General features: G+C 41.7%; 20 protein-coding genes. 18 read left to right on the top strand and 2 right to left on the bottom strand.

The annotated features are described in order from the left end of the window. Positions 1–9: 9 nt before the first annotated feature. The 14 genes from NCI00_RS03275 to NCI00_RS03210 all read left to right on the top strand — a co-directional run bounded on the left by NCI00_RS03275 (position 10) and on the right by NCI00_RS03210 (position 10,981). Positions 10–1,890, top strand: coding sequence for a cytochrome c oxidase subunit I (locus tag NCI00_RS03275; protein ID WP_253524980.1), 1,881 nt, complete (start codon positions 10–12; stop codon positions 1,888–1,890). Continuing rightward, the gene (locus NCI00_RS03270; protein ID WP_253524977.1) at positions 1,868–2,890 is read left to right on the top strand and encodes a COX15/CtaA family protein; all 1,023 of its coding nucleotides are present in this window, start codon (positions 1,868–1,870) and stop codon (positions 2,888–2,890) included. Before NCI00_RS03275 ends, NCI00_RS03270 begins: the two co-directional genes overlap by 23 nt. Position 2,891: 1 nt before the next feature. Continuing rightward, a complete protein-coding gene (gene cyoE, locus NCI00_RS03265; RefSeq protein WP_253524975.1) occupies positions 2,892–3,767 on the top strand; it encodes a heme o synthase in 876 nt (291 codons plus the stop codon). Between the two features lie 8 nt (positions 3,768–3,775). Next, complete coding sequence (locus NCI00_RS03260; protein WP_166557232.1) at positions 3,776–4,360, top strand: cytochrome c oxidase subunit 3; 585 nt, start codon at positions 3,776–3,778, stop codon at positions 4,358–4,360. A 44-nt stretch (positions 4,361–4,404) separates the two neighbouring features. Then, positions 4,405–5,166, top strand: a complete 762-nt coding sequence (locus NCI00_RS03255; RefSeq protein WP_253524973.1) for a cytochrome c oxidase subunit 3 — start codon at positions 4,405–4,407, stop codon at positions 5,164–5,166. 85 nt (positions 5,167–5,251) lie between these two features. Next, positions 5,252–5,572: a cytochrome C oxidase subunit IV family protein gene (locus NCI00_RS03250; RefSeq protein ID WP_253524971.1), complete on the top strand. Its 321-nt coding sequence runs from the start codon at positions 5,252–5,254 to the stop codon at positions 5,570–5,572. A gap of 63 nt (positions 5,573–5,635) precedes the next feature. Continuing rightward, on the top strand, positions 5,636–6,160 hold the full coding sequence (locus tag NCI00_RS03245; protein ID WP_253524969.1) for a hypothetical protein: 525 nt from the start codon (positions 5,636–5,638) through the stop codon (positions 6,158–6,160). A gap of 7 nt (positions 6,161–6,167) precedes the next feature. Further along, positions 6,168–6,710 carry a DUF420 domain-containing protein gene (locus NCI00_RS03240; RefSeq protein ID WP_253524967.1) on the top strand — a complete coding sequence of 181 codons (543 nt, stop codon included), beginning with the start codon at positions 6,168–6,170 and terminating at the stop codon, positions 6,708–6,710. An 8-nt stretch (positions 6,711–6,718) separates the two neighbouring features. Next, a complete protein-coding gene (locus NCI00_RS03235; protein ID WP_114463003.1) occupies positions 6,719–7,000 on the top strand; it encodes a CAMCR motif-containing small membrane protein in 282 nt (93 codons plus the stop codon). A gap of 82 nt (positions 7,001–7,082) precedes the next feature. Continuing rightward, positions 7,083–7,937, top strand: coding sequence for a peptide chain release factor N(5)-glutamine methyltransferase (gene prmC, locus NCI00_RS03230; protein WP_253524965.1), 855 nt, complete (start codon positions 7,083–7,085; stop codon positions 7,935–7,937). Positions 7,938–8,126: 189 nt separating this feature from the next. Continuing rightward, positions 8,127–8,846 (top strand): hypothetical protein, encoded by a 720-nt coding sequence (locus tag NCI00_RS03225; RefSeq protein WP_253524963.1) that lies wholly within the window; start codon positions 8,127–8,129, stop codon positions 8,844–8,846. Continuing rightward, the gene (gene yidD, locus NCI00_RS03220; RefSeq protein ID WP_253524961.1) at positions 8,843–9,295 is read left to right on the top strand and encodes a membrane protein insertion efficiency factor YidD; all 453 of its coding nucleotides are present in this window, start codon (positions 8,843–8,845) and stop codon (positions 9,293–9,295) included. The genes NCI00_RS03225 and yidD overlap by 4 nt, the downstream gene beginning before the upstream one ends. Beyond that, on the top strand, positions 9,292–10,152 hold the full coding sequence (locus tag NCI00_RS03215; RefSeq protein WP_253524959.1) for a hypothetical protein: 861 nt from the start codon (positions 9,292–9,294) through the stop codon (positions 10,150–10,152). Before yidD ends, NCI00_RS03215 begins: the two co-directional genes overlap by 4 nt. After that, on the top strand, positions 10,097–10,981 hold the full coding sequence (locus tag NCI00_RS03210) for a hypothetical protein (RefSeq protein ID WP_253524957.1): 885 nt from the start codon (positions 10,097–10,099) through the stop codon (positions 10,979–10,981). Before NCI00_RS03215 ends, NCI00_RS03210 begins: the two co-directional genes overlap by 56 nt. A 34-nt stretch (positions 10,982–11,015) precedes the next feature. Here NCI00_RS03210 and NCI00_RS03205 read toward each other — a convergent pair whose 3' ends face one another. Then, positions 11,016–11,468 (bottom strand): TM2 domain-containing protein, encoded by a 453-nt coding sequence (locus NCI00_RS03205; RefSeq protein ID WP_114066971.1) that lies wholly within the window; start codon positions 11,466–11,468, stop codon positions 11,016–11,018. A gap of 83 nt (positions 11,469–11,551) precedes the next feature. Next, complete coding sequence (locus NCI00_RS03200; protein ID WP_166557242.1) at positions 11,552–12,073, bottom strand: hypothetical protein; 522 nt, start codon at positions 12,071–12,073, stop codon at positions 11,552–11,554. Positions 12,074–12,335: 262 nt separating this feature from the next. Here NCI00_RS03200 and cmk point away from each other — a divergent pair, with 262 nt between their 5' ends. From cmk to NCI00_RS03180, 4 genes are all read left to right on the top strand, one after another. Beyond that, positions 12,336–13,043, top strand: coding sequence for a (d)CMP kinase (gene cmk, locus NCI00_RS03195; protein ID WP_253524955.1), 708 nt, complete (start codon positions 12,336–12,338; stop codon positions 13,041–13,043). Continuing rightward, positions 13,040–14,110: an NAD(P)/FAD-dependent oxidoreductase gene (locus NCI00_RS03190; RefSeq protein WP_253524953.1), complete on the top strand. Its 1,071-nt coding sequence runs from the start codon at positions 13,040–13,042 to the stop codon at positions 14,108–14,110. The genes cmk and NCI00_RS03190 overlap by 4 nt, the downstream gene beginning before the upstream one ends. Before the next feature lie 120 nt (positions 14,111–14,230). Then, entirely contained in the window at positions 14,231–17,440 is a 3,210-nt protein-coding gene (locus NCI00_RS03185; protein WP_253524951.1) for a hypothetical protein, read from the top strand. 1,136 nt (positions 17,441–18,576) lie between these two features. Beyond that, a partial coding sequence (locus NCI00_RS03180; protein WP_253524949.1) for an SdrD B-like domain-containing protein occupies positions 18,577–21,498 on the top strand: 2,922 nt, incomplete at its 3' end.

Below are 21,498 nucleotides of genomic sequence, written 5' to 3'. Positions count from 1 at the left end.
CTCATAAAAATGTCAGTAGTAGAGGCCAATTTGGGACACGATGTTCACGCCCACGATGAGCATGAGCATCATGAAGAATTAAACTTCTGGCGCAAGTATATCTTCTCAGAAGACCATAAGGTAATTGCCAAACAGTACATGATTACCGGTATTTTTTGGGCGATTATCGGAGCGGCAATGTCGGTTGTTTTTCGTATTCAATTGGGTTTCCCCGGAGCAGATATTAGCTGGATGAAACCTTTCCTTGGGAAATGGATAACCGAGACTGGTGCATTAGATCCCAACTTTTACCTTGCTTTGGTGACAATGCACGGTACTATCATGGTATTTTTTGTACTAACAGCGGGCTTGAGCGGTACATTCAGTAACTTCTTGATTCCATTGCAGGTAGGTGCGCGCGACATGGCGTCTGGTTTCTTAAACATGTTATCGTTTTGGTTCTTTTTTGCATCCAGCGTATTAATGTTTGTTTCTATCTTTTTAGAGACAGGGCCTGCTGCGGGTGGATGGGTTGTATACCCCCCTTTGAGTGCGTTACCGCAAGCACACATGGGTTCTGAAATGGGAATGACGCTGTGGCTGCTCAGTATGGCAATCTTCATTATGTCATCTCTTTTGGGTAGCTTAAACTACGTAACAACCATCATTAACCTCCGTACCCGTGGTATGACGTTCACGCGTCTTCCGTTGACGATTTGGGCGTTTATGATTACCGCGATTTTGGGGATTATCTCATTCCCAGTATTGTTGTCGGCAGCTTTGCTCTTAATTTTTGACCGCCATTTTGGTACAAGTTTCTATCTTTCAGAAATCTATATCAACGGAGAAGCTTTACCAAACGTTGGAGGTAGCCCGATCTTGTTCCAACACTTGTTTTGGTTCTTAGGTCACCCAGAAGTTTATATCGTATTGCTTCCTGCCTTGGGGATTACTTCAGAAATTATAGCCACCAATTCACGCAAGCCAATTTTCGGTTATCGTGCCATGATTGCCTCTTTGATGGCCATTGCATTCCTTGCCTTCATCGTGTGGGCTCACCACATGTTTGTGACTGGAATGAACCCATTCTTAGGTTCTATCTTTATGTTCCTGACGCTTATCATTGCCGTTCCTTCGGCGGTAAAAGCGTTTAACTACATCACGACGCTATGGCGCGGTAATATTGTGTTTACGCCAGCAATGTTATTCTCTATTGGCTTGGTGTCGTTGTTTGTATCGGGTGGATTAACTGGGATTATCTTGGGTAACTCTGCGTTGGATATTCAATTGCACGATACTTATTTTGTGGTGGCTCACTTCCACATTGTAATGGGAGCTGCTTCAGCATTTGGATTTTTTGCGGGTATTTATCATTGGTATCCAAAGATGTTTGGCCGTATGATGAACAGCACATTGGGGCAACTTCACTTCTGGTTGACGTTTGCAGGGGTATACTTAGTATTCTTCCCAATGCACTACATAGGTATTGCGGGCTTCCCACGTCGCTATTACCAATTTACCAGTTTTGACTTTGGTAAGTCTTTTACCGACCTCAACATGTTTGTGAGTATCGCTGCCATCTTTACATTCTTTGCGCAGTTTGTATTCCTTTGGAATTTCTTTTACAGCATGTTTAAGGGTAAAGTGGCTCCGATGAATCCATGGAAGTCAACAACCCTTGAATGGACAACACCAGTGAATGTAGGCCACGGCAACTGGGTCGGTGAAATTCCTGCCGTGTATCGTTGGCCTTATGATTACAGCAAACCAGGTTCAGACGTTGATTTTATTCCGCAAAATGTACCTCATTCTCAAACACCAGAGTCTAATTTTCCACATGAGAATGCCTACATAGCGCAGGAAAAAGAAATTGAGGCTCAAAATTACAATGACCAATTCCAGGCTCATTGATCAAAATAATAGCAATCGCCTATTTCGAAGGCTGGCACTTCTAACAGTTGTCGTTGTATATTTATTAATACTTATCGGCGGAATTGTTAGAAGTACAGGCTCTGGGATGGGGTGTCCCGATTGGCCAAAATGTTTTGGAAGTTGGGTTCCTCCCACAGAGGTATCCCAACTTCCTCCAAATTACCAAGAAATTTACGGTGCTAAACTTAAAGGTGAAGTAGAATTCAACCCTACGAAAACTTGGATTGAGTACCTTAATCGTTTGTTTGGGGCTTTTACGGGAGTCCTAGTTTTTGGAACACTGCTCGCATCTATTCCCTTCTTAAAAAAAGACCGCCCTATTTTTTACATGAGCTTGACAGCGTTCTTGCTGACAGGTTTTCAGGGTTGGTTAGGTTCTAAAGTAGTATCAGCCGAACTATCGCCGTTCATCGTCACATTGCACATGCTTTTGGCAATTGTCATAGTATTTGTACTGTTGTATGTAATGGCAAGGTCGTATGTAGGGAAGGTGAAAGTAGAAAAGTTAGGAAATAAGCCACTGATTGATAAATGGTTGAAGTGGACGATAGGCCTGTCGTTGCTTCAAGTGCTGATTGGTACGCAAGTAAGGGAAGCAATGGACGACGTAATTGTGAATCTTGGTAATGAAGGACGTAATAAGTGGGTAGAAAACTTAGGGATTTCATTTTACATTCATAGGTCATATTCGATTATTATTTTGGTCCTCCACGTTGGTTTGGTTTACTTATTATCAAAGCATATACAGACCAAGGGGATTGTTTCTAAGTTGTCTAATGCCCTTTTGGCAACAATTATTGTTGAGATTGTAACAGGGATTATTTTGGCTTATTTGAGTGTACCCGCTGTTGCACAGCCAATCCACCTAACCTTGGCAACGGTTGCCGTTGGAATGCAGTTTGTGGTGTGGCTATTAATTAATGCTGAAAGTGTGTTTACTCAAAAAACGGCTTTAAAAGCCGAAAACATAAACGTTTGAAATGTCAATAACCTTAGACATACTCTTTTTAAAGTTACGTGCTTATCTGGAACTTATGAAGTTGCGGTTGGCGTGGCTGGTTGCTTTTTCGGGGGCTTTTGGATACAGCTTAGGTATCGATAAAGTGGAATGGTTACCGCTAACCATTTTTTTGTTTGCCGCCTTTTGTATCACGGGGGCGGCCAATATCATCAATCAGATTATTGAGATAGATTTAGATAAATTGATGAAACGTACGCGGAACCGTCCGCTTCCGAGCGGGCGTGTGAGCGTACAGGAGGCTGTTTGGTTGGCAATTGCCTTATTTGTGGTATCGACTATTGTCTTCTTTGTTGAGTTTAATCTGCGTGCCTGCGCGTTGGCGGTATTGTCAACGATTCTTTATGGTTTTGTTTATACACCCTTAAAGAAAGTAGGCCCGATTGCTGTATTTGTAGGGGCAATACCAGGTGCTTTCCCGCCCATGATTGGCTGGGTGGCAGCAACCAATCAATTTGGCTTGGAACCAGGTATACTCTTTGCCATCCAATTTATTTGGCAGTTTCCTCATTTTTGGGCAATTGCTTGGGTTTTGGATGAAGATTACAAAAAAGCAGGTTTTCGTTTATTGCCGTCTAAAGGGGGGAAAGATTTAAGTACGGCGATTCAAATAATGATTTATACATTGTTTTTATTGCCAGTAGGATGGTTGCCTTATGAATTGGGAATGACAGGAATCAATTCCGCTTTGGTGGCAATGTTGTTTGGGGTCTTATTTCTGGCTCAAACATTCCATTTAATGCGTAAATGCTCCGACAAGACAGCGTTACAATTAATGTTTGGCTCATTTATTTATTTGCCAATAGTACAAATAGCGTATCTATTGGATAAAATTTAATTCAGAACATGGCTGAGGTAGAAAAAATAAGAATTGAGGAAGCTCCTGAAACGTTAGCAATGGACCCCAAGAAGTTTATACTTTGGGGGTTTATCGTTACCATTATCATGTTGTTTGCTTCCCAAACCAGTGCGTACTTGGTTCGACGAGCCGAAGGAAACTGGGTAGAGTTTCAAATTCCGCAAATCTTTTGGTACAGTACAGTAGTGCTTGTTGTAAGTAGTGTGGCAATGCACTGGGCGTATGTAGCTGCAAAAAAAGATAATTTCAATACACTCAAAATAGCAATTTCTATTACTTTTGTGCTCGGAATGGCATTTTTGGTGATGCAGTTTCTGGGCTGGAAAGATTTGGTCGCGCAAAATGTATACTTTGTCGGTAATCCATCAGGCTCGTTCTTTTACGTGTTTACTTTGTTACACGGTATTCACTTAATCACTGGTCTTATGGTGCTTTGTGTTACGTTTATTTCAGCAATGAGACTGAAAGTGCACGCCAAAAACCTGCGTAGAATTGAAATTTGTACCACCTATTGGCATTTTCTTGACATTCTGTGGATTTATTTATTTGTTTTCCTTTTGTATTTTCGTTAGAAAAAGAGTCTTAATTAAAACTTGCAATATTTAATAGAATAACGATGGCTGCTACTGCACAACCGAATGTTAAAAATGTATGGCTGGGGGGAGTTGAACCCATGAAAGCCAGCTACGGGAAGTTGATGATGTGGTTCTTTTTAGTTTCGGACACATTCACTTTCTCGGCTTTGCTGGTTTCTTATGGTTTGGTTCGCTATAGTTACCCTGCTTACGCAGGTAAAGTTGTTGATTTTGTTTCCTCGCCTACCTATTGGCCGATTCCAGAAAAGGTTTTTGATGCACTACCCTTTTTGCATGGTTTACATGCACCACTTGTGTTTGTGGGTATAATGACCTTTATCTTGATTTTTAGTTCGGTAACAATGGTATTGGCGGTAGAAGCAGGCCATCGTAATGACAGAGCAACCGTTGAAAAATACATGCTTTGGACGCTATTAGGAGGAGCTACTTTTCTGGGTTGCCAAGCATGGGAGTGGACACACTTTATCCACGGAACTGAAGGTGGAACTGTTATTAAAGAACTTGTCGACGGTTCGTGGGTTTCCAAAACTATTTTTGGGGCAAATCTCACTGAAAATCAATACGGTCCCCCAGCGTTTGCTGACTTCTTTTTCTTCATCACAGGTTTCCACGGAACCCACGTATTTTCGGGTGTTGTATTAAATTTCTTGGTTTTCTACCGCACTGCGACGGGTACGTATGAGCGCAGAGGCCATTATGAAATGGTTGAGAAAGTAGGTTTGTACTGGCACTTTGTGGATTTGGTATGGGTATTTGTATTTACATTCTTTTACCTCGTATAATTCATTATTGTTAAATACAAAGCATTAAACGTATCATTCGTTTTAATGCCCACCTTCCTAACGTTTAACTTAAAATTAAAAAGATATGGCACACGTACACGAACACGAAGTTGATGAAAACGCCGGTGCAGAGCAAAGAAAAGCAATTTGGCGTACTTTTTGGATTCTTTTAATCCTTACTGCAGTAGAGTTTTTAATCGCTTTTACGCTTGAAGCAGGGCCACTCAAAACGGCAATATTCGTTGGAATGACCATTGTGAAGGCTTTTTATATCGTAGGTGAATTTATGCACTTAAAGCATGAAGTAAAATCACTCATTTGGGCAATCCTAATCCCTTGTATTTTTGTTGTTTGGTTGTTGATTGCCCTGATGCGTGAGGGAGGCTCCATTTTCGACTTACGTTAATTTTTTAAGTGAGTTGAATGGTATCTTACCCACTCAATTCTGAGTAAAAGAGTATTTTATACTATGAAAAGATACCTGAAAGCCGGCTTGCTAACCCTAGTGTTGGTGTTGCCGGCTTTAATCGTTTTATTTTTACACGGTTTTGCCGAGAATCACTTTACATTGCCCTACCTTCAACCGTTGGTTGACTCAACTGGAAAGGTCATAATGAACGGTCAGGATACGGTTTTTTACCAAGTTCCGACAGCCGTAGAAAAGAATATCAAAGTTGTGGCGTTTTTCGGTGAAAACCCCTCCAATCAGCTAATTCAACAGTTTTCTAGGGTTGAAAAATTAGCCTCAGATAACGTAAAAGTAGAGTCCTTAAAAGGTGAAAATGTTGAAAAAGCCGCTACGGAGATTTACAAAATTAAGCCGTTAATAAAAGCCAAGTCTGCAGAAAACATTCTCTACAACGAACAGTTTATACTGATAGACAAAGAAGGATATACCAGAGGTATTTATGACGGTACTGACCCCGAAGACGTAGACCGTTTGTTGGCAGAATTGAAAATCCTGATTGATATTTACAATAAAGGCAAAGATTAACCCGATAATGGCAACACTTGCATTACCCAAAGACAAAAAATTCAATAAAGTAATAAACATTGTAGCGGTCGCTATTCCGCTGGTTGTGGCTATTTTGCTCAATCCCCGAATTCCTAAAGTGGAGCTTGGAGAATGGAGTAAGGTCTTACCGCACGTTAATGGTCTCATTAATACCTTAACTTCGCTCACATTATTGGCGGGGTATTACTTTATTAAGAAAAAAAATATTGCAGCGCACCGCCGAATGATGACTATTTCTTTCAGCTTAGGCGCTTTGTTTTTGGTCAGTTATGTATTGTACCATTTGTCTAACGAGTCTACCCCATTTGGGGGAGAAGGGCTGATAAGACCCATTTATTATTTTCTGTTAATAACGCACATAACGTTGTCAATTGGTGTTGTTTGGTTTGTGCTGAGAGCCATTTATTTTGCGTTGAGCAATCAGATTGACCTTCACAAAAAAGCGGTGAAATGGGCGTTCCCAATTTGGCTGTATGTAAGTGTTACAGGAGTGATTGTCTATTTAATGATTAGTCCTTACTATAATTAAAGATTAGTATGAAAAAGGTAATAAGCTTGGTAGTGATTGTTTTGTTGGCGCTTGTTTTCTCTGAAAGTGCAATGGCACAGTGTGCGATGTGCAAAGGAGCCGTTGAAACCAATATGAGCACGGGCCGAAATGTAATCGGAAACGGTATCAACGCAGGGATTGCTTATTTATTTGTGTTTCCGTACCTAACAGTGGGCGTGATTGCCTATTTGTGGTATCGTAGCAGCAAGAAAGCCTTGGCAGAGCGTGTGGCGCTTCAGCAGCGGTTGCGCAGTGTAATAAACGGCTAAAAAGCTTTCTTGTTTATGCATAGTTTTTTACGGATTTAGGGCATCTTTCCCAAATCCAATGCCCAAATCTAATTTTTGTTCAATGTTTACTTCAGCCAAATCACTTTTTGATTATATCGTCCAAAATGTCACTGCTTATTCTTCAAAAGAGACCAAAGCAATGGCTTTTATGCTTTTGGAGCATTATTTGCGCCTGCGAAGCGTCGATGTGATGGTAGACAAGCCGATTTCGGCTGATGAGTCACAACCAAATTGGGATAAAATCATTGAACGACTGAACCAAAGTGAACCGATACAGCACATTATTGGCTCCACTTTTTTCTGTGGTCTTGAATTTAAGGTTTCTCCCTCGGTGTTGATTCCGCGCCCCGAGACGGAAGAATTGGTTCGATTGATTGTAAAAGACTGTTTTTGGGAAGAAAACCCCGTTAAAATCGTTGATATTGGCACTGGCAGTGGTTGTATTGCCATTGCGTTGGATAGATTCATGTCATTTGCTAAAGTATGGGGTTGGGATGTGTCTGACGAAGCGTTGACCGTGGCGCGTGAAAATGCCCATCGACTTTTATCAGAAGTTACGTTTGAGAAATACGATATTCTAAAAGATACTTCGTTTGATGGGCAGTTTGACGTGGTTGTGAGCAATCCGCCATATATAACCTATGCTGAACAGACAAGTATGCAGCCAAATGTGCTGCGCTTTGAGCCGCATTTGGCATTGTTCGTTGAAGATGAAGACCCACTCTTGTTTTATCGGGCGATTGCTGATTTTTGCACCAAGCATTTAAAAACGGATGGCACGTGTTATCTTGAAATAAACGAGCTTTTTGGCGATGTAGTAAAGCAATTGTTTCTTGAAAAAGGCTTTAAAAAGGTAGAAGTGATTCAGGATATGTACGGCAAAGACCGAATTGTGAAAGCGCAATTATCCGCATAAAAAGGCCTTTAAAACAGAAAATGGGGTGATGTAAATCTCCCCATTTTCTGTTTTATGCCCTAACAATTTTGACATCTTAGTTAAATTGGGATGATTTATCCAATTCTAAGTACATTAATCAGTAAGTCTGACGTTTAGGTTTTTGTATGTGCATGAAAGGCTGTAATTTGCCGATATTTTTTGATTCGAATGAAAATGAATGTTGCTGGAATTTCTTTTTTTAGGTCATTGTTTTTAGCGGTTGTATTTGTTGGTGTTGGGTATGCACAGGATGTCCGTAAGGTAAGTGCTTCTATGATTATGCGCACGTCACACAAAGGGAAAACCACCAATACGCGGGCAGAACTCTGTTATGCTACTTCTGGTAGAATGGTGACGTTGTTTCCAAAACCAGCCGAGTTGTATTTATTTAATAATGCCAACGGTGAATTAAGGGTGTATGACCCGACAAAAAATACCGTATTGCAGCAACAAAATGCGACTTACAGCACCGAAACAACCCAATTCTTCTTTTTCCTTCACAATCGTAAAGCAGATTTGGGTCTGTCAAGCATGGGGTTTAGCTTGGGAAGTACAAAGTTTGAGAATGGAGTGATGATAACGACTTGGAAATCGCCTACTCCTTTAGCTAAAAATATTAAGCGGGTGGAGTTGGTGCATAAAGGTCAAAATCCCATTTTTATGAAATACGTTGACCCTTCAGATCGAACGATTAAGAAGGTGTTTTACTACGATTATACGAAGTTGGGAACGGTTGATTTTCCGCAGACAATTACGCAAATTGACTATGTAACGGCCAAAGACTCTATCGTAACCAAAACCGCTTACGGCGCATTGAAAATAAACGAGCAGGTGCAGTCCAATTTGTTGGAATTTACCATTCCGTCTAATGCTAAGGTAATCAAATGAAAACTCTCATACCCGGGAAATGGGTTATTTTGCTCTTAATAGCCCTGTCAATACAAGGCATGGCACAAGTGTCTGATTTGGATTTATTGGCCGAATCTGGTTCTGCCCCAACGGTCAAATTCGGGCAAGCTAAGAAGGCAAAACAAAAGGCATTTTTGCGATTTAATCCCGTGTATTGGATGCTCAATGGAGCCCTGACGGGGTATCAAAAAGTAATATCTCCGCAGATTTCGGCGGAGTGTCTTTATGAACTTTCTTGCTCCCGCTTTAGCCGGGCCGCCATTCAAGAATTTGGTATTTTTAAGGGCATTGCTTTAAGTGCCGACCGCATTTCGCGTTGCAATCGAGTGGCAGCAACCAGCATTGAATTGATTCGTATTTCGCCTCAAACGGGGAGAGTAATAGATATGCCTTCCATGTATCGTCAAAACATCAAAACCAGTAAATGATGCGTAAAAGGAGTAGGTTTAATCTATTGTTTGGGTTTTGTAATTTGATAAGTTTATTGGCTTGGCTTCCCCTAAATGCACAGCAAAAATCATCTTCAGATTCACTTTTTGTAGAATATTTGTTGGAGAAAAAGTACTACAATGACGTACTTCAATGGACAGGGAAGCACCAGTCTCTGCCGTATTTTCGTGCCCTTGCTTTTTATAATCAACAACAGATAGATTCGGCCATTCATTATTTTGAACGTGTGCCAGTTCAACATCCTTATTATATCAAATCACGATTTTTAGAAGGTTTTGGCCATACTTTTTCAAAAAGATACGAGAAAGCAGACACTATTTTTACGTCGTTGCAAGTGGTCGATTCGCTACAAATGGCGTTAAGAAATCTACAGTTAGCGGGAGTGAGCCTATTAAAACGCGATACCTTGCGGTTTTCAACCTACCAATCTCAATTTAGCGGTAAGTACTTTGCCTTCAGTCAGGAAGAAGAAATGCTAAAACAGAGCTTTGATATGCTCAAAAAACATAAGCGCAAGTCGCCAGTAGTAGCGGGACTTCTGTCGGCGATTGTGCCGGGAACGGGCAAAATGTATGCAGGGAAGTTGGGGCAAGGGGTAATTACCTTTATTCAAAACGTGGCCTTGGGTTTTCAGGCGCGCGAGGCTTATCGAAAAGACGGTTGGAAAAGCCCGCGTTTTTTGCTGTACAGTGGACTATTTACGTTTTTCTACGTGGGCAATATTTGGGGGAGTGTACTTACGGTTAATATTCGCCAACAGGAATTTAATGATAAAATGGATGGACAGATTTTGTTTAATATGCAGATTCCTTTGCGTACTGTTTTTAATCAGTAGAGGAGTAGTAGCGCAAGTTTCATTGACGGCCGACAGTCTTAGCATAGCAGGTCAGTTTGATTTGGCCTCGGTGTATTATGAAAAGGCATTGTTTGATCAAAGTCAACGAATCGACTCAATGAATGCTGATGCTTATAGATTGACGGCAAATGAGTTATTATACAAAAAAATTCAGTGCCAGAAATACCTAAAACGTTTTGAGGAGGCTTGGCAAACGGCTCAGCGTTTTAATCTCAATGAGCCGAATGATACCCTGCACTATAAACTCAGATATGAGGTAGCATTGGCGGGTTATTTGAGCCAACATTATGGTGAAGCACACGGACAAATATTGCAAACGCGGTTCTATATACGCGATTCTACGTTGTTTTCAGGTTTGGATGTATTGGAGATTCTTGCCCTGAATGAGCTTGACCGTTGGGCTGAATCAAAGGAATTGTTTAAGAAATACGCCGCTCGTAATCAACTAAATATAGATGCAGAAGAGTTGTATCGTTTTCTTCGAAAAAAGCCCAAAAGCCCCGAAAAAGCGCAATTGCTTTCGTTTATAATGCCTGGCGTTGGGCAGATGTATGCGGGCTTTCCGAAAGAAGGACTTGTTTCGGTTGGTTTGCAAACACTGGCTTTAGGTTTTGGGGTATATCATGTTTGGCATCGTTATTACCTGATTGGTTTTTTTACGGGAGCCGGTATGTTTCAGGCGTTTTATTTTGGAGGAGCCCGTCGAGCAGAATTAATGGCTGAAGAAACCAACCGAAAACGAAAAGCGAAGAATAATCAACAAATACGAATGGTATTGATTGAGTTAGAAAACAAAAAAGGGAAGTAGTTGCTACTTCCCTTTTTTGTTTCTATTGGACGAATTAGTTGGTCCACATGAAGAATTTCTTGTTGTTGACGTACGAATCGAATTTCTTTTCTTCGATTACTTCCATCAATAAAACAATCCAGTCAATCAAGTTTACAATTCCTAAACCACCGCAGGTCAGGATGTAACCAACGATAACGCCGCCCGCAGTACCTAAGTAAGCACGGTGAATACCTAACCAACCCACAACCCAAGAAAGGATAAAAGCTACAACTGGCTTTTTGTCGCCGGCCATTACCTTAGTAGCATCGCCAGCCTGTCCTGTGCCCATAAGGCTTTCAAGCGCAGAGGTAGCTTCGGCGGTATTTGCTAAATCAAGTTGCTCACCAGCATTAAGGGTTTGCTCAATGGCTTGTGCATCAACAAAATATTCAGCAGTGTTGGTAGCATAGCTCTTACCTACAAGAAGTACGGCAAAGCTGAAAACAAGTGCAAATAGTTTTTTCATAAACTTACTTTGGGTTTTTGTTTAAATACGAGCCAAAAATAGACTTTTGGCGCGCAACGTACAAATAAGAATACGGAGAATTTTTAGAATTTAAAAGAAACTCCTGCCTGAACCCATGAACCACCCGAGCCAAGGTCGGCAAAGAGGGCCATTTTTTCAGAGAAATTATACGTACCTCCAACTCTAGCGAGTAAAGTTGCTGTGGTATAACGAGTTCTTGAACCCAGACCATAGGCATTCCAATAGGAGTCAGGATAACCGTAGCTACGAAGTAAAATACCACCAGATACGTACAAATCGAAATCGTCATTATCTAGATTTAAGATACGATTAAGGTGGTACGTGGCACGTGGTCCAATTTGAATGTCGGAATAAGAATAGTTGACACCAATGTAACCAAGGCTAGGTCTTTCGTAGCTGGCATATAAACCTACTCCTAAATCATCCATAATTCCATACTCAACAGTTGCGTTGGCTCCCAATGAGAAAAGGCCGACCCCAATGGCAACTCTTTTATCGCCTTTAGAGAACTGAGCAATGGAAGTTGAGTGGAAACAAATCATTGCCGCAAAGGCCAACAATGTGATTGAAAAGAATTTTTTCATAATGAACTTTTGATTAATAGTTGGAAAAACGTTTCAAAGAAACTACAAAAAGCACTTAGAAAAAAGTTGGAATACGCTAATTTATTATTCGGTAAGCTAAGGAGCAAAAAACGATTTCTCCTTTGGTAAATGTAGAGATGAAGCCCCAAAAATACAAACGTTTAAAATAATTTTAATCACTAATTAAACTGAGAAAATACCTTTTTTTTATAATTGTCGGCGCTTCATCTCTATCTTTGCCGCCTAACCTACTTCACTACGTATGTCCAAAATCATTATTGCGGTAGATGGTTATTCAAGTTGCGGAAAAAGCACCACCGCCAAGGGTGTCGCGGCCCATTTGGGGTATGCATACATTGATACTGGTGCCATGTATCGGGCCGTTACACTTTATTTCCATACGCATCATATTACACTCACCAACCCCAGAGAAATTTCGAAGGCTCTCGAAGGGATTAAAATAGACTTCAGGAGAAATCCTGAAACAGGACGCAACGAAACCTATCTCAACGGATTGAACGTGGAAGACGAAATTCGGAAACTGTACATTGCCAATTGGGTCAGTGAAGTAAGTGCGGTGTCGGAAGTTCGGCGGGCGATGGTGGCCCAACAACAGCGAATGGGTAAAGCCAAAGGCGTGGTCATGGATGGCCGTGACATCGGAACTGTGGTGTTTCCTGAGGCGGAGCTTAAAGTATTTATGACGGCCGATCCGCAAATCAGGGCGCAACGCCGCCAAATAGAATTGTTGGAAAAAGGCGAAATGCTCGACTTGGAAGATATTCTGAAAAATATTCACAAACGAGACTTAATTGACACTACCAGAGCTGACAGCCCTTTGAGGCAGGCAGATGATGCAACTTTGGTCGATACCTCTTTTATGACCTTGGATGAACAAATAGAATTGCTTACCAACTTGGCCGATGAAAAAATCAGCAGTTCGATAAGACAACGTCACTCCAGTCTATGAGCGCCGATTATTTGATTGTAGGTCAAGGCATCGCAGGGTCGGTTCTGGCTTGGACCTTATCTCAGCGCGGGTACCGGGTGCTCATCATGAATGACCCCACGCTGCCAGCGGCTTCCAAAGTTTCGGGAGGGATATTTAATCCCTTGACTGGGAAAAAATTATATCGGACTTGGAAAGCCGATGAGCTTTTTCCGTTTGCCCACAAATTTTACTCCGACATGCAAGCGCAGCTCGGCGGAGATTTTCTCCACGACTGTGATGTGTATCGTCCGTATCGCTCTATCGAAGAACAAAATTCTTACTTGGCCCAAACCGCTGATCCAAACCTGGCAAAGTACGTGGTTGAACGCGCCGATGATGCCAAATTTTCGCCTTTTGTCGAAAATCCTTATGGAGGACTTCAAATTACGCAGGCTGGATGGGTAGATTGCGTGCAGATGCTTCAAAAAATTGAGCACTATTTTATTGAAAATAAACAATATATACACGACAGAGTAGATTATCAAAAAATTGAAATTCAGGAAGATAGTGTAGTGTACAATGATTTAAAAATAAAAAAAATACTATTTTGTGAAGGTTATGAAGCCCGCCAGAATCCATTTTTTAATTGGCTTCCGTTCAATCCTGTGAAAGGCCAAAGTCTCATAGCGGTTGTTGAGGACTATACACTCCAAGAAATCATTAATCAAGGGACTTTTATTCTGCCACTTGATGGAAAAGGAAAATGTAGGTTGGGAGCTACTTATAGTTGGCATGATTTAGACTGGGAGGCTACAGAAGACGGAAGAGCGTATTTGGAAGACAAAATAAAACCTTACCTAAAAAAAAAGTATCAAATTCTCGAACAACATGCAGGGATTCGGCCTTCTACTAAAGATCGACGGCCGTTTGTTGGAATCCACCCAGAATACGCGTCGTTGGGGATTTTCAATGGGCTGGGAACCAAAGGCGTTAGCCTTGCGCCTTTTTTTGCGAATCAGTTGGTGAATTTTTTAGAGACTGGAGAAGAAATAGACAAAGAGGCGAATATTGAGCGAATTTTTTCGTTATATTTTCGTTCTAAATAGTGTTAAGTGTTAATGGCAATCGCGGCTGAAGGGCGAAATGCGAGAAGCCCTTTGTGAATGGCAACTATTTGCCTAACCAATTAACCCTTAACTTTTAACGATTAATAGGTTAGCCTGAATATGAAACGTTGTTTTATCACTAGATTGCTGTGGATAGGGGCGGTGGTTTTGCCGGCTCTGTCGGCTGAAGCTCAAAATTACCCTTCGCAAGAGCAATTCGGCAAAAATCGAGTACAGTATCAGCGCTTTGAATGGAAAATCCTCAAAACCAATAACTTTGAGATTTATCATCACGGTGCTGGAACACCGCTGGCTACGCTGGCGGCTCAATATGCCGAATCCGAATTTGACCGAATTACGGAAGCTTTAGGATATACGCCTTACAATCGAATCAAAATCTTCCTCTACAATTCTCCCCAAGAGCTTTTGCAAAGCAATATGGGCATGGCCAATAGTTCAGACTTAAGCGAGACCGAGCTTAATCTAGCAAAAGCGCGTTTGGAAATAGCCTTTACAGGAGACCAAATTAGCTTCCGAAAGCAGCTTATTAAGGAAATTTCGCGCTTATTTGTCTACGACATGCTGTACGGTGGGAGCCTGAAAGATGCTTTGCAAAGTTCGCTTTTGTTATCGCTGCCCGACTGGTTTATGTCAGGAATTGCGGCATATATCGCAGAAGGATGGAGCCCTGAATTGGATGATTACATGCGCGACGCGATTGTGCATCGGCAGATGAAGAAACCTTCTTTATTGACGGGCCCAGAAGCAACGTTGGTAGGCCAATCTATTTGGAATTATATTGCAGAGCGCTACGGAAAAGATAATATCTCAAATATTCTCAACTTAACGCGTATCATACGTACCGAACAAACCAGCGTATCAAGCACCTTGGGGGTATCGTTTTCTCGTTTTCTGAAAGAGTGGCGGGATTTTTATACCAATATGGCAACTACTGCCACGAGTAATGGTTACAAAGATCCTGCGGGGGATTGGGTACGTGACTTGGATTTGCCGCTGGGGCATCCTGCAAATAATGCACGTTTGAGTCTTGATAATCAATATGTTGCGGTTACCAACCGTAAATCAGGGCATTATACAGTTGATGTAATCAATACTGAAACCAAAGCAGTGACGACCATTATCAAAGGAAAGTATGCCCTTGAAAAACGTACCTATTTGAGTCGAATGCCGTTGATTGCTTGGAGTCGTGGCAATGGTTTGGCCATTATTTCAGAAGAAAACGGGCGGGTATTTTTAGAGTTGTTTGATATTGGAGACAAAGGAAAATCGAAACTTCGATTGAGTCGAGAAATAAGGGGAATTAATCAAGTAGTTGATTTTGACATCTCAAATGACGGTTCAACGTTGGTGTTAAGTGCCGATAGCCGTGGGCAAAACGATTTGTATCTTTTCAATATAGGCCGTTCTTCGTTACTCGGGCTCACGGGCGATCTATACGACGACCGCTACCCCCATTTTGTAGGCACATCCTCTACGCGTGTTGTGTTTTCATCCAATCGCGTCAAAGATTCGCTAGGCATTGCTGATAAGGGTTCCTACAAAACCGTCAAAGAAAAAATGGCGTTGTTTATACATAACGGAAATCCTCGTGCTCAAACAGTTACAAGAGTTGCGGACTCGTTGGGTATTATCTCAAATGCCCGCACCACTGATGAAAATACCTTCTACTTTCTTTCAGATTATAAAGGTGTCGTAAATTTGTATCGGTACGAGTTAGATATTAAAAAACTAACTCCTCTAACTGGTTTTAACCAGAGTATCCGGGACTACGATTATTTGCCAGCATCAGGAGCGTTTGTAAGTATTAATTGGTACAAAGACAAAGAAAATTTATTTTATCAGAGCCGACTTTCTCCAGTTGCCAATGAGTTGGTTGCTACACCGAGGGTGCAAAGTATGTCTGGGATGTCGGTTTATAAGACCGAAAATCGTAATAATCCAGCGGCGGATGCCAGTTTAATTGCACAGATGGCCAATCCTCGAAAGATTCAGTTAGATTCGGGAGAGGTTGACACGGATAATTATGAATTTGACCCAGATGTACTCAAGTCGTTTGAATATCGGCAACGAAGAGGGACAACGGTTGCTAGTGCGGCTAATCTGCCCAGTCGAAATCGCAAAAGAGAAAATATCACAATAAAGGGGCCGATTGATTATAAGAGCCTGTTTATCAGCAATGATGCCACTTCTGATTGGCGAATCGACCCAGTTCGGGGATTTGGATTTGCGCAGTCACTGACGATGAATGATTTGCTTGAAAACCACATTGTCAAAGCAGGGTTTTTCTTAGGTCTTCTCAATTTCAGGACCAATAACTTGTGGGCAGAATACAACAACCTTGCCCATCGCGTTGATTTCGGCGTTCGGGTCGACCGACAAAGCCTCTATGTCCAGCCACCTGCTAGCCAAAAATACCGCTATAATCGGGTAGCCTTTACGGCGTCATATCCTTTCAGCAACAATGCCCGTGTTTCATTAACACCTTTCTATGCCGAATCCAAATTGTTGGATGTAAGCAATATTTCAGCGGCCGATGTTACCTCATCTTATCTAGGTGCTCGTGCTGAGTTTGTGTATGATAACTCTCGAATCAATGGCATGAACATGATGGAAGGAACACGTTTTAAAGTTCGTTACGACCAATTTGGGGGTATACGAGGAACAAGGGGCTTTAACCGACTGGTCGTAGATTTTCGTCATTACCAAAAAATCCACCGTGATTTGATTTTTGCCACCCGTGTTTCTTTTGCCCGCTCAGCAGGAAAATCTCCCAAGCAGAGTGTTTTGGGAGGAATGGAAAACTGGACTGGTAACAATCAGGACGAACGCAGCGTGAATCCTTTGGCGGTTGGCTTAAGTAGTTCATTGATTCCGATTGATAATAGGGACATCTTTTTCGTAGAATTGGCCACCAATCTCCGAGGATTTAACATAAATAAGGTTTCGGGAACAAATCATTTATTATTTAATGGTGAATTAAGAATGCCCCTGATTAAGTATTTTTATCGTGGACCAATTACGTCAAACTTCCTGAGAAACTTTCAGTTGGTTGGATTTACAGATGTTGGTACTGCTTGGACGGGGCAATGGCCTTTTAATCGTCAGAATAGCCTAAACACGGAGATTATACGTTTAGACTTCTTTAGCGCCACTGTCAATAATTTCCGAAATCCTTTTTTGCTGGGTTACGGTCTTGGGGCTCGTACAATGTTATTTGGGTTTTATGTAAAGTTTGATTACGCTTGGGGATTAGATAATGGAGAAATAAATAAAGCCATTCCCTACCTGACTTTAGGGTATGATTTCTGAGAATAAAAATATCCTTTCAATCACAAAAAAAGCTGGACAATTTGTTCAGCTTTTTTTGTGATTGAAAGGATTGGTTAATTTATATACCAATAAGGTGTTTTTTGGTTGCGTTCTTGGTTTGCAAAAATGGGATAGCTCACATTTTTATCCAGCAAATATTCTCTAAAATATAAGTGACTTCTAATGCCCTTTTTCGTAAATAAGAAGGCGGCCTATTCGTTATAGTGGTCTTTTTAACGCATTACGAAGGGTTTTTTGGCTCCTAGAATGGCTGAAAATGGGGCTTCTTGGCACGGTTTTAGCTGACCCTGCCCTCCAACGAATAATACCCGTCTTATAGAGTTAAATGGAAGAAAAAGCCGAGATTAGATGCTATCCCAATATACTTATATTTTTTGTTAAGTGTTTGGTAGATAGGGCGTTGTGCGTTTTTGATAAAAGTAAATCAGGATAAATAAGAGTTTGGCATAATTTTAGATACTTTATAAATGGGGTAAAGCCCTCATTTAATGGTAAATATATAGGCAGACATGTTATAGCGGAAGTTTTGGGATGGTTGGCATATGAATTTACCAATAAAGTATATCTAATTAATAAACGATAAATTGCAGATGAAAGCACTTTTTACCACAGCCCGAAATCTGGAGATTACGAATGCTTTTAAACCCAAGCGTACATTGCCACTGGGTTTATTTAAAAAGACTCTGTGGAGTTTTTTGACAAAAGCATTTTACTGTCTACCTTGGGTTAATTCTGGAAGTAGGCCTGTGAATAACAGTGCTATTTGTAATAAGCTCTTCAAATCAAAATTAGCTCAGGAGGGGCAAATTTCATATTTGGTAAATTCTGTGGCTATTGATAGTCATTATCATTTACCGGGAGCATCCCCTCCATTTTATGAATGCAACTCTCTATCTCTTTATAAACTTACCCCGAATATCACATCTATTAAAACATTTACTTCACAGATTATGAGTAAGTTATCCATTTTTCTTCCTCTGGATAGGCATCGTGTTCTGAGGACGCGTTTCGATGAAAAATCGGAGCGATGGGTATCTACTTCCCCTCCTTTTGAGGAGCGGGCAGTATCTAATATAGGCATCTATAAAAATATCACGGTTTCTCCAAAGACGCTAATGAATTCATTAACGTCTACGATGGGGATATTCGTGGTTTTAATGTTGACTGTATTTAGTGCGTTGGGCCAGCAAGCGCCTAAGGTTGTAGATATTAAATTGTCTAAAACAATAAGCAACGCACAACCTACCCTCAATCAATCTATCACTTACACTGTATATGCAAAGAATGAAGGGCCTGATACCGCCAAAACGGTTGTTGTAAAAGATATCTTTCCTACGGCGGGTGCAAATCTGATTTCGAGCACGCCCAGTGTTGGATCTTTTAGTGCTGGATTGTGGACGATCCCAGTCATAAGCCCTGGAGATTCGGTAAAATTGGAAATGACAGGCACTGTGATTGGTCGCGGTGTTTATTTCAATATTGCTGAAGTAGTATCAATGGCAGCGGGTCAAGAGGATTCAGACTCTGACCCGAATAATGGTGTTTTAGGGGAAGACGATTATGCTACTTCCTGTTTTTCGGTTCCTATTTTATGGTACCCAGGAGATGAATATGTAGTTTCTCTTGCTGTGTCTGGTTATACGAATGTTGTATGGACAAAAAACGGGGCCCCAATTACAGGAGTTCCTTCCGACAGTTCAAGTGTAAGCGGGGATACTTTAACTATAAAAGGTACTGGCCGATTTGCATTTAGCGCTCAGGTAAATACATGCCCAGCCACAGGCTGTTGCGAAATTATCGTAATTCCTGGTCCACTGGGAAGTATTGGTGATTTTGTGTGGAAAGATGTAAACGATAACGGGATACAAGATTCTGGAGAACCTGGTGTAAATCAGGTTCTGGTACGTTTGTTCCAAAAAGATGATTTAGGAGTTTTTGTACAAACAGATTCGATCCTCACTGCGGGAGCAGGATCAAATGCGGGAAAATATCTGTTTTCAAATTTGTATCCAGGAGAGTATAAGGTACAATTCGTTAGTACCACATTACCTGCTGGCTGTTTGCTTTCATCAAAACAGGATGTAGGTTCAGATTCTTTAGATAGTGATGCCCACCCAACGACTGGCTTTAGCCAAGTTGTAACGATAAATCCTGAAATGGGAGGTTTGCTCAAAGACAATCCAACTATAGACGCAGGTCTGTACAGTCCATTGGGTAGCATCGGAAATTTTGTATGGAAAGATACTGATAATGATGGTGTTCAGGATGCTGGAGAAGCGGGTGTAAATAACGTATTGGTACGTTTATACAAAAATGTCAGCAATGTATTCGTACAAGTTGACTCAATGTATACCACCGCAAACCCTGTTGGAAGTGCCCCTGGTTGGTATACTTTTGAAGGACTCTCGGCAGGAGATTATCAGGTACAAATTGTAACCGCCTCTCTTCCTTCTGGTTGTGTATTAAGCGATTCAACTAATAAAGGTGGAAATGATACCTTAGACAATGACTTTAATTCGTCAAACGGTTTTAGTCAAATAGTTAATCTTGATCCTACTAAAGGTGGACTCCTTCAAGATAACTTGACCATTGACGGAGCTCTTTACAGTCCGCTGGGTAGCATTGGTGATTTTGTTTGGAAAGATCTGAATGATAATGGTCAACAAGATGCCGCCGAACCTGGTGTGAAAAACGTACGTGTTATTTTATGGACCAGTAGCGGAACTACTCCAATTACGGCCATTGATACCACATTTACGGATGTGAATGGTTATTATTCCTTCACAAATTTGGTGGGTGGAACCTATCAGGTACAATTTGATACGCAGAGTTTGCCAGATACATGTCAGTTGAGTTTGAATCAGAATGTAGGTTCAGATGTCACTGACAGCGATGCCAATCCTATCACTGGCCTTACCGCTGCAATTGTCATTGACCCAACAAAAAGTGGTATAAATAAAGATAATTTAACGATAGACGCAGGATTGACGACGTTTGACTTGTCATTGACGAAGAGCTTGGCCTCAGGTCAGAGCGCCAATGTAGCCGCTGGTGACACGGTGACGTATACTTTGACGGTTAAGAACGAAGGTTCAATGACGGCGAGTGCGATTGCGTTGAGCGATTCCTTGCCAGTTGGTATGACATTGTTGGATTCAGACTGGACGGCCGTGGGTCAGATAGCGACGTTGAACACCGCATTGGCGGGGCCATTGGCCCCAGGGGCGAGTGTGTCGGTAGACATCACGGTGAAAGTGGATGCCTCTTTTGCGGGGACGAGTCTGCGGAACTATGCTCAGATCAAGGATGCCCGCGATAAGAATGGCAACACGGTGAAAGACAAGGATTCGACGCCAGGCAATGGATTCAATAAAGGGGAAGATGACGACGACGATGAGCTAATCAATGTAACGCCATTGGGTAGCATCGGAGATTTTGTATGGAAAGACTTGAATGACAATGGTCAGCAAGATAGTGGGGAGCCAGGTGTGAAGAACGTGAAAGTGATTCTTTGGACGGGTACGCAGAGTGGTCCAACTACCAAGCGCGATTCAATGCTGACGGATTTGAACGGTAAGTATTTGTTTACGAACCTACCATTGGGGACCTACTATGTACAGTTTGATACGCAGAGTTTACCAGATACGTGTAAGTTGAGTTTGAATCAGAATGTAGGTTCAGATGTGAGCGACAGCGATGCGAATCCTACGACGGGTATCAGCCCAGCGGTAGTGTTGACGACGGTGAATCGGAATGATTTAACGATAGACGCAGGATTGACGACGTTTGACTTGTCATTGACGAAGAGCTTAGCCTCAGGTCAGAGCGCCAACGTAGCACCAGGGGATAACGTTACTTATACTTTGACGGTTAAGAACGAAGGTTCAATGACGGCGAGTGCGATTGCGTTGAGTGATTCCTTGCCAGTTGGTATGACATTGTTGGATTCAGACTGGACGGCCGTGGGTCAGATAGCGACGTTGAACACCGCATTGGCGGGGCCATTGGCCCCAGGGGCGAGTGTGTCGGTAGACATC

The sequence above is a fragment of the Runella salmonicolor genome, from assembly GCF_024158025.1.
GTDB classification, from domain to species: Bacteria; Bacteroidota; Bacteroidia; order Cytophagales; family Spirosomataceae; genus Runella; species Runella salmonicolor.
This window is presented reverse-complemented; position numbering and strand designations above follow the sequence as displayed.

What these genes read in the sequence shown, in the direction of transcription:
- NCI00_RS03200 (WP_166557242.1), bottom strand. Translation starts at nt 12,073, where the DNA reads ATGAAAAAATTCTTTTCAATCACATTGTTGGCCTTTGCGGCAATGATT.
- NCI00_RS03210 (WP_253524957.1), top strand. Translation starts at nt 10,097, where the DNA reads ATGGACAGATTTTGTTTAATATGCAGATTCCTTTGCGTACTGTTTTTA.
- NCI00_RS03270 (WP_253524977.1), top strand. Translation starts at nt 1,868, where the DNA reads ATGACCAATTCCAGGCTCATTGATCAAAATAATAGCAATCGCCTATTT.
- NCI00_RS03260 (WP_166557232.1), top strand. Translation starts at nt 3,776, where the DNA reads ATGGCTGAGGTAGAAAAAATAAGAATTGAGGAAGCTCCTGAAACGTTA.
- prmC (WP_253524965.1), top strand. Translation starts at nt 7,083, where the DNA reads ATGTTTACTTCAGCCAAATCACTTTTTGATTATATCGTCCAAAATGTC.
- NCI00_RS03235 (WP_114463003.1), top strand. Translation starts at nt 6,719, where the DNA reads ATGAAAAAGGTAATAAGCTTGGTAGTGATTGTTTTGTTGGCGCTTGTT.
- NCI00_RS03225 (WP_253524963.1), top strand. Translation starts at nt 8,127, where the DNA reads ATGAAAATGAATGTTGCTGGAATTTCTTTTTTTAGGTCATTGTTTTTA.
- NCI00_RS03215 (WP_253524959.1), top strand. Translation starts at nt 9,292, where the DNA reads ATGATGCGTAAAAGGAGTAGGTTTAATCTATTGTTTGGGTTTTGTAAT.
- NCI00_RS03190 (WP_253524953.1), top strand. Translation starts at nt 13,040, where the DNA reads ATGAGCGCCGATTATTTGATTGTAGGTCAAGGCATCGCAGGGTCGGTT.
- NCI00_RS03245 (WP_253524969.1), top strand. Translation starts at nt 5,636, where the DNA reads ATGAAAAGATACCTGAAAGCCGGCTTGCTAACCCTAGTGTTGGTGTTG.
- NCI00_RS03205 (WP_114066971.1), bottom strand. Translation starts at nt 11,468, where the DNA reads ATGAAAAAACTATTTGCACTTGTTTTCAGCTTTGCCGTACTTCTTGTA.
- NCI00_RS03240 (WP_253524967.1), top strand. Translation starts at nt 6,168, where the DNA reads ATGGCAACACTTGCATTACCCAAAGACAAAAAATTCAATAAAGTAATA.
- NCI00_RS03185 (WP_253524951.1), top strand. Translation starts at nt 14,231, where the DNA reads ATGAAACGTTGTTTTATCACTAGATTGCTGTGGATAGGGGCGGTGGTT.
- NCI00_RS03275 (WP_253524980.1), top strand. Translation starts at nt 10, where the DNA reads ATGTCAGTAGTAGAGGCCAATTTGGGACACGATGTTCACGCCCACGAT.
- NCI00_RS03250 (WP_253524971.1), top strand. Translation starts at nt 5,252, where the DNA reads ATGGCACACGTACACGAACACGAAGTTGATGAAAACGCCGGTGCAGAG.
- cyoE (WP_253524975.1), top strand. Translation starts at nt 2,892, where the DNA reads ATGTCAATAACCTTAGACATACTCTTTTTAAAGTTACGTGCTTATCTG.
- yidD (WP_253524961.1), top strand. Translation starts at nt 8,843, where the DNA reads ATGAAAACTCTCATACCCGGGAAATGGGTTATTTTGCTCTTAATAGCC.
- cmk (WP_253524955.1), top strand. Translation starts at nt 12,336, where the DNA reads ATGTCCAAAATCATTATTGCGGTAGATGGTTATTCAAGTTGCGGAAAA.
- NCI00_RS03255 (WP_253524973.1), top strand. Translation starts at nt 4,405, where the DNA reads ATGGCTGCTACTGCACAACCGAATGTTAAAAATGTATGGCTGGGGGGA.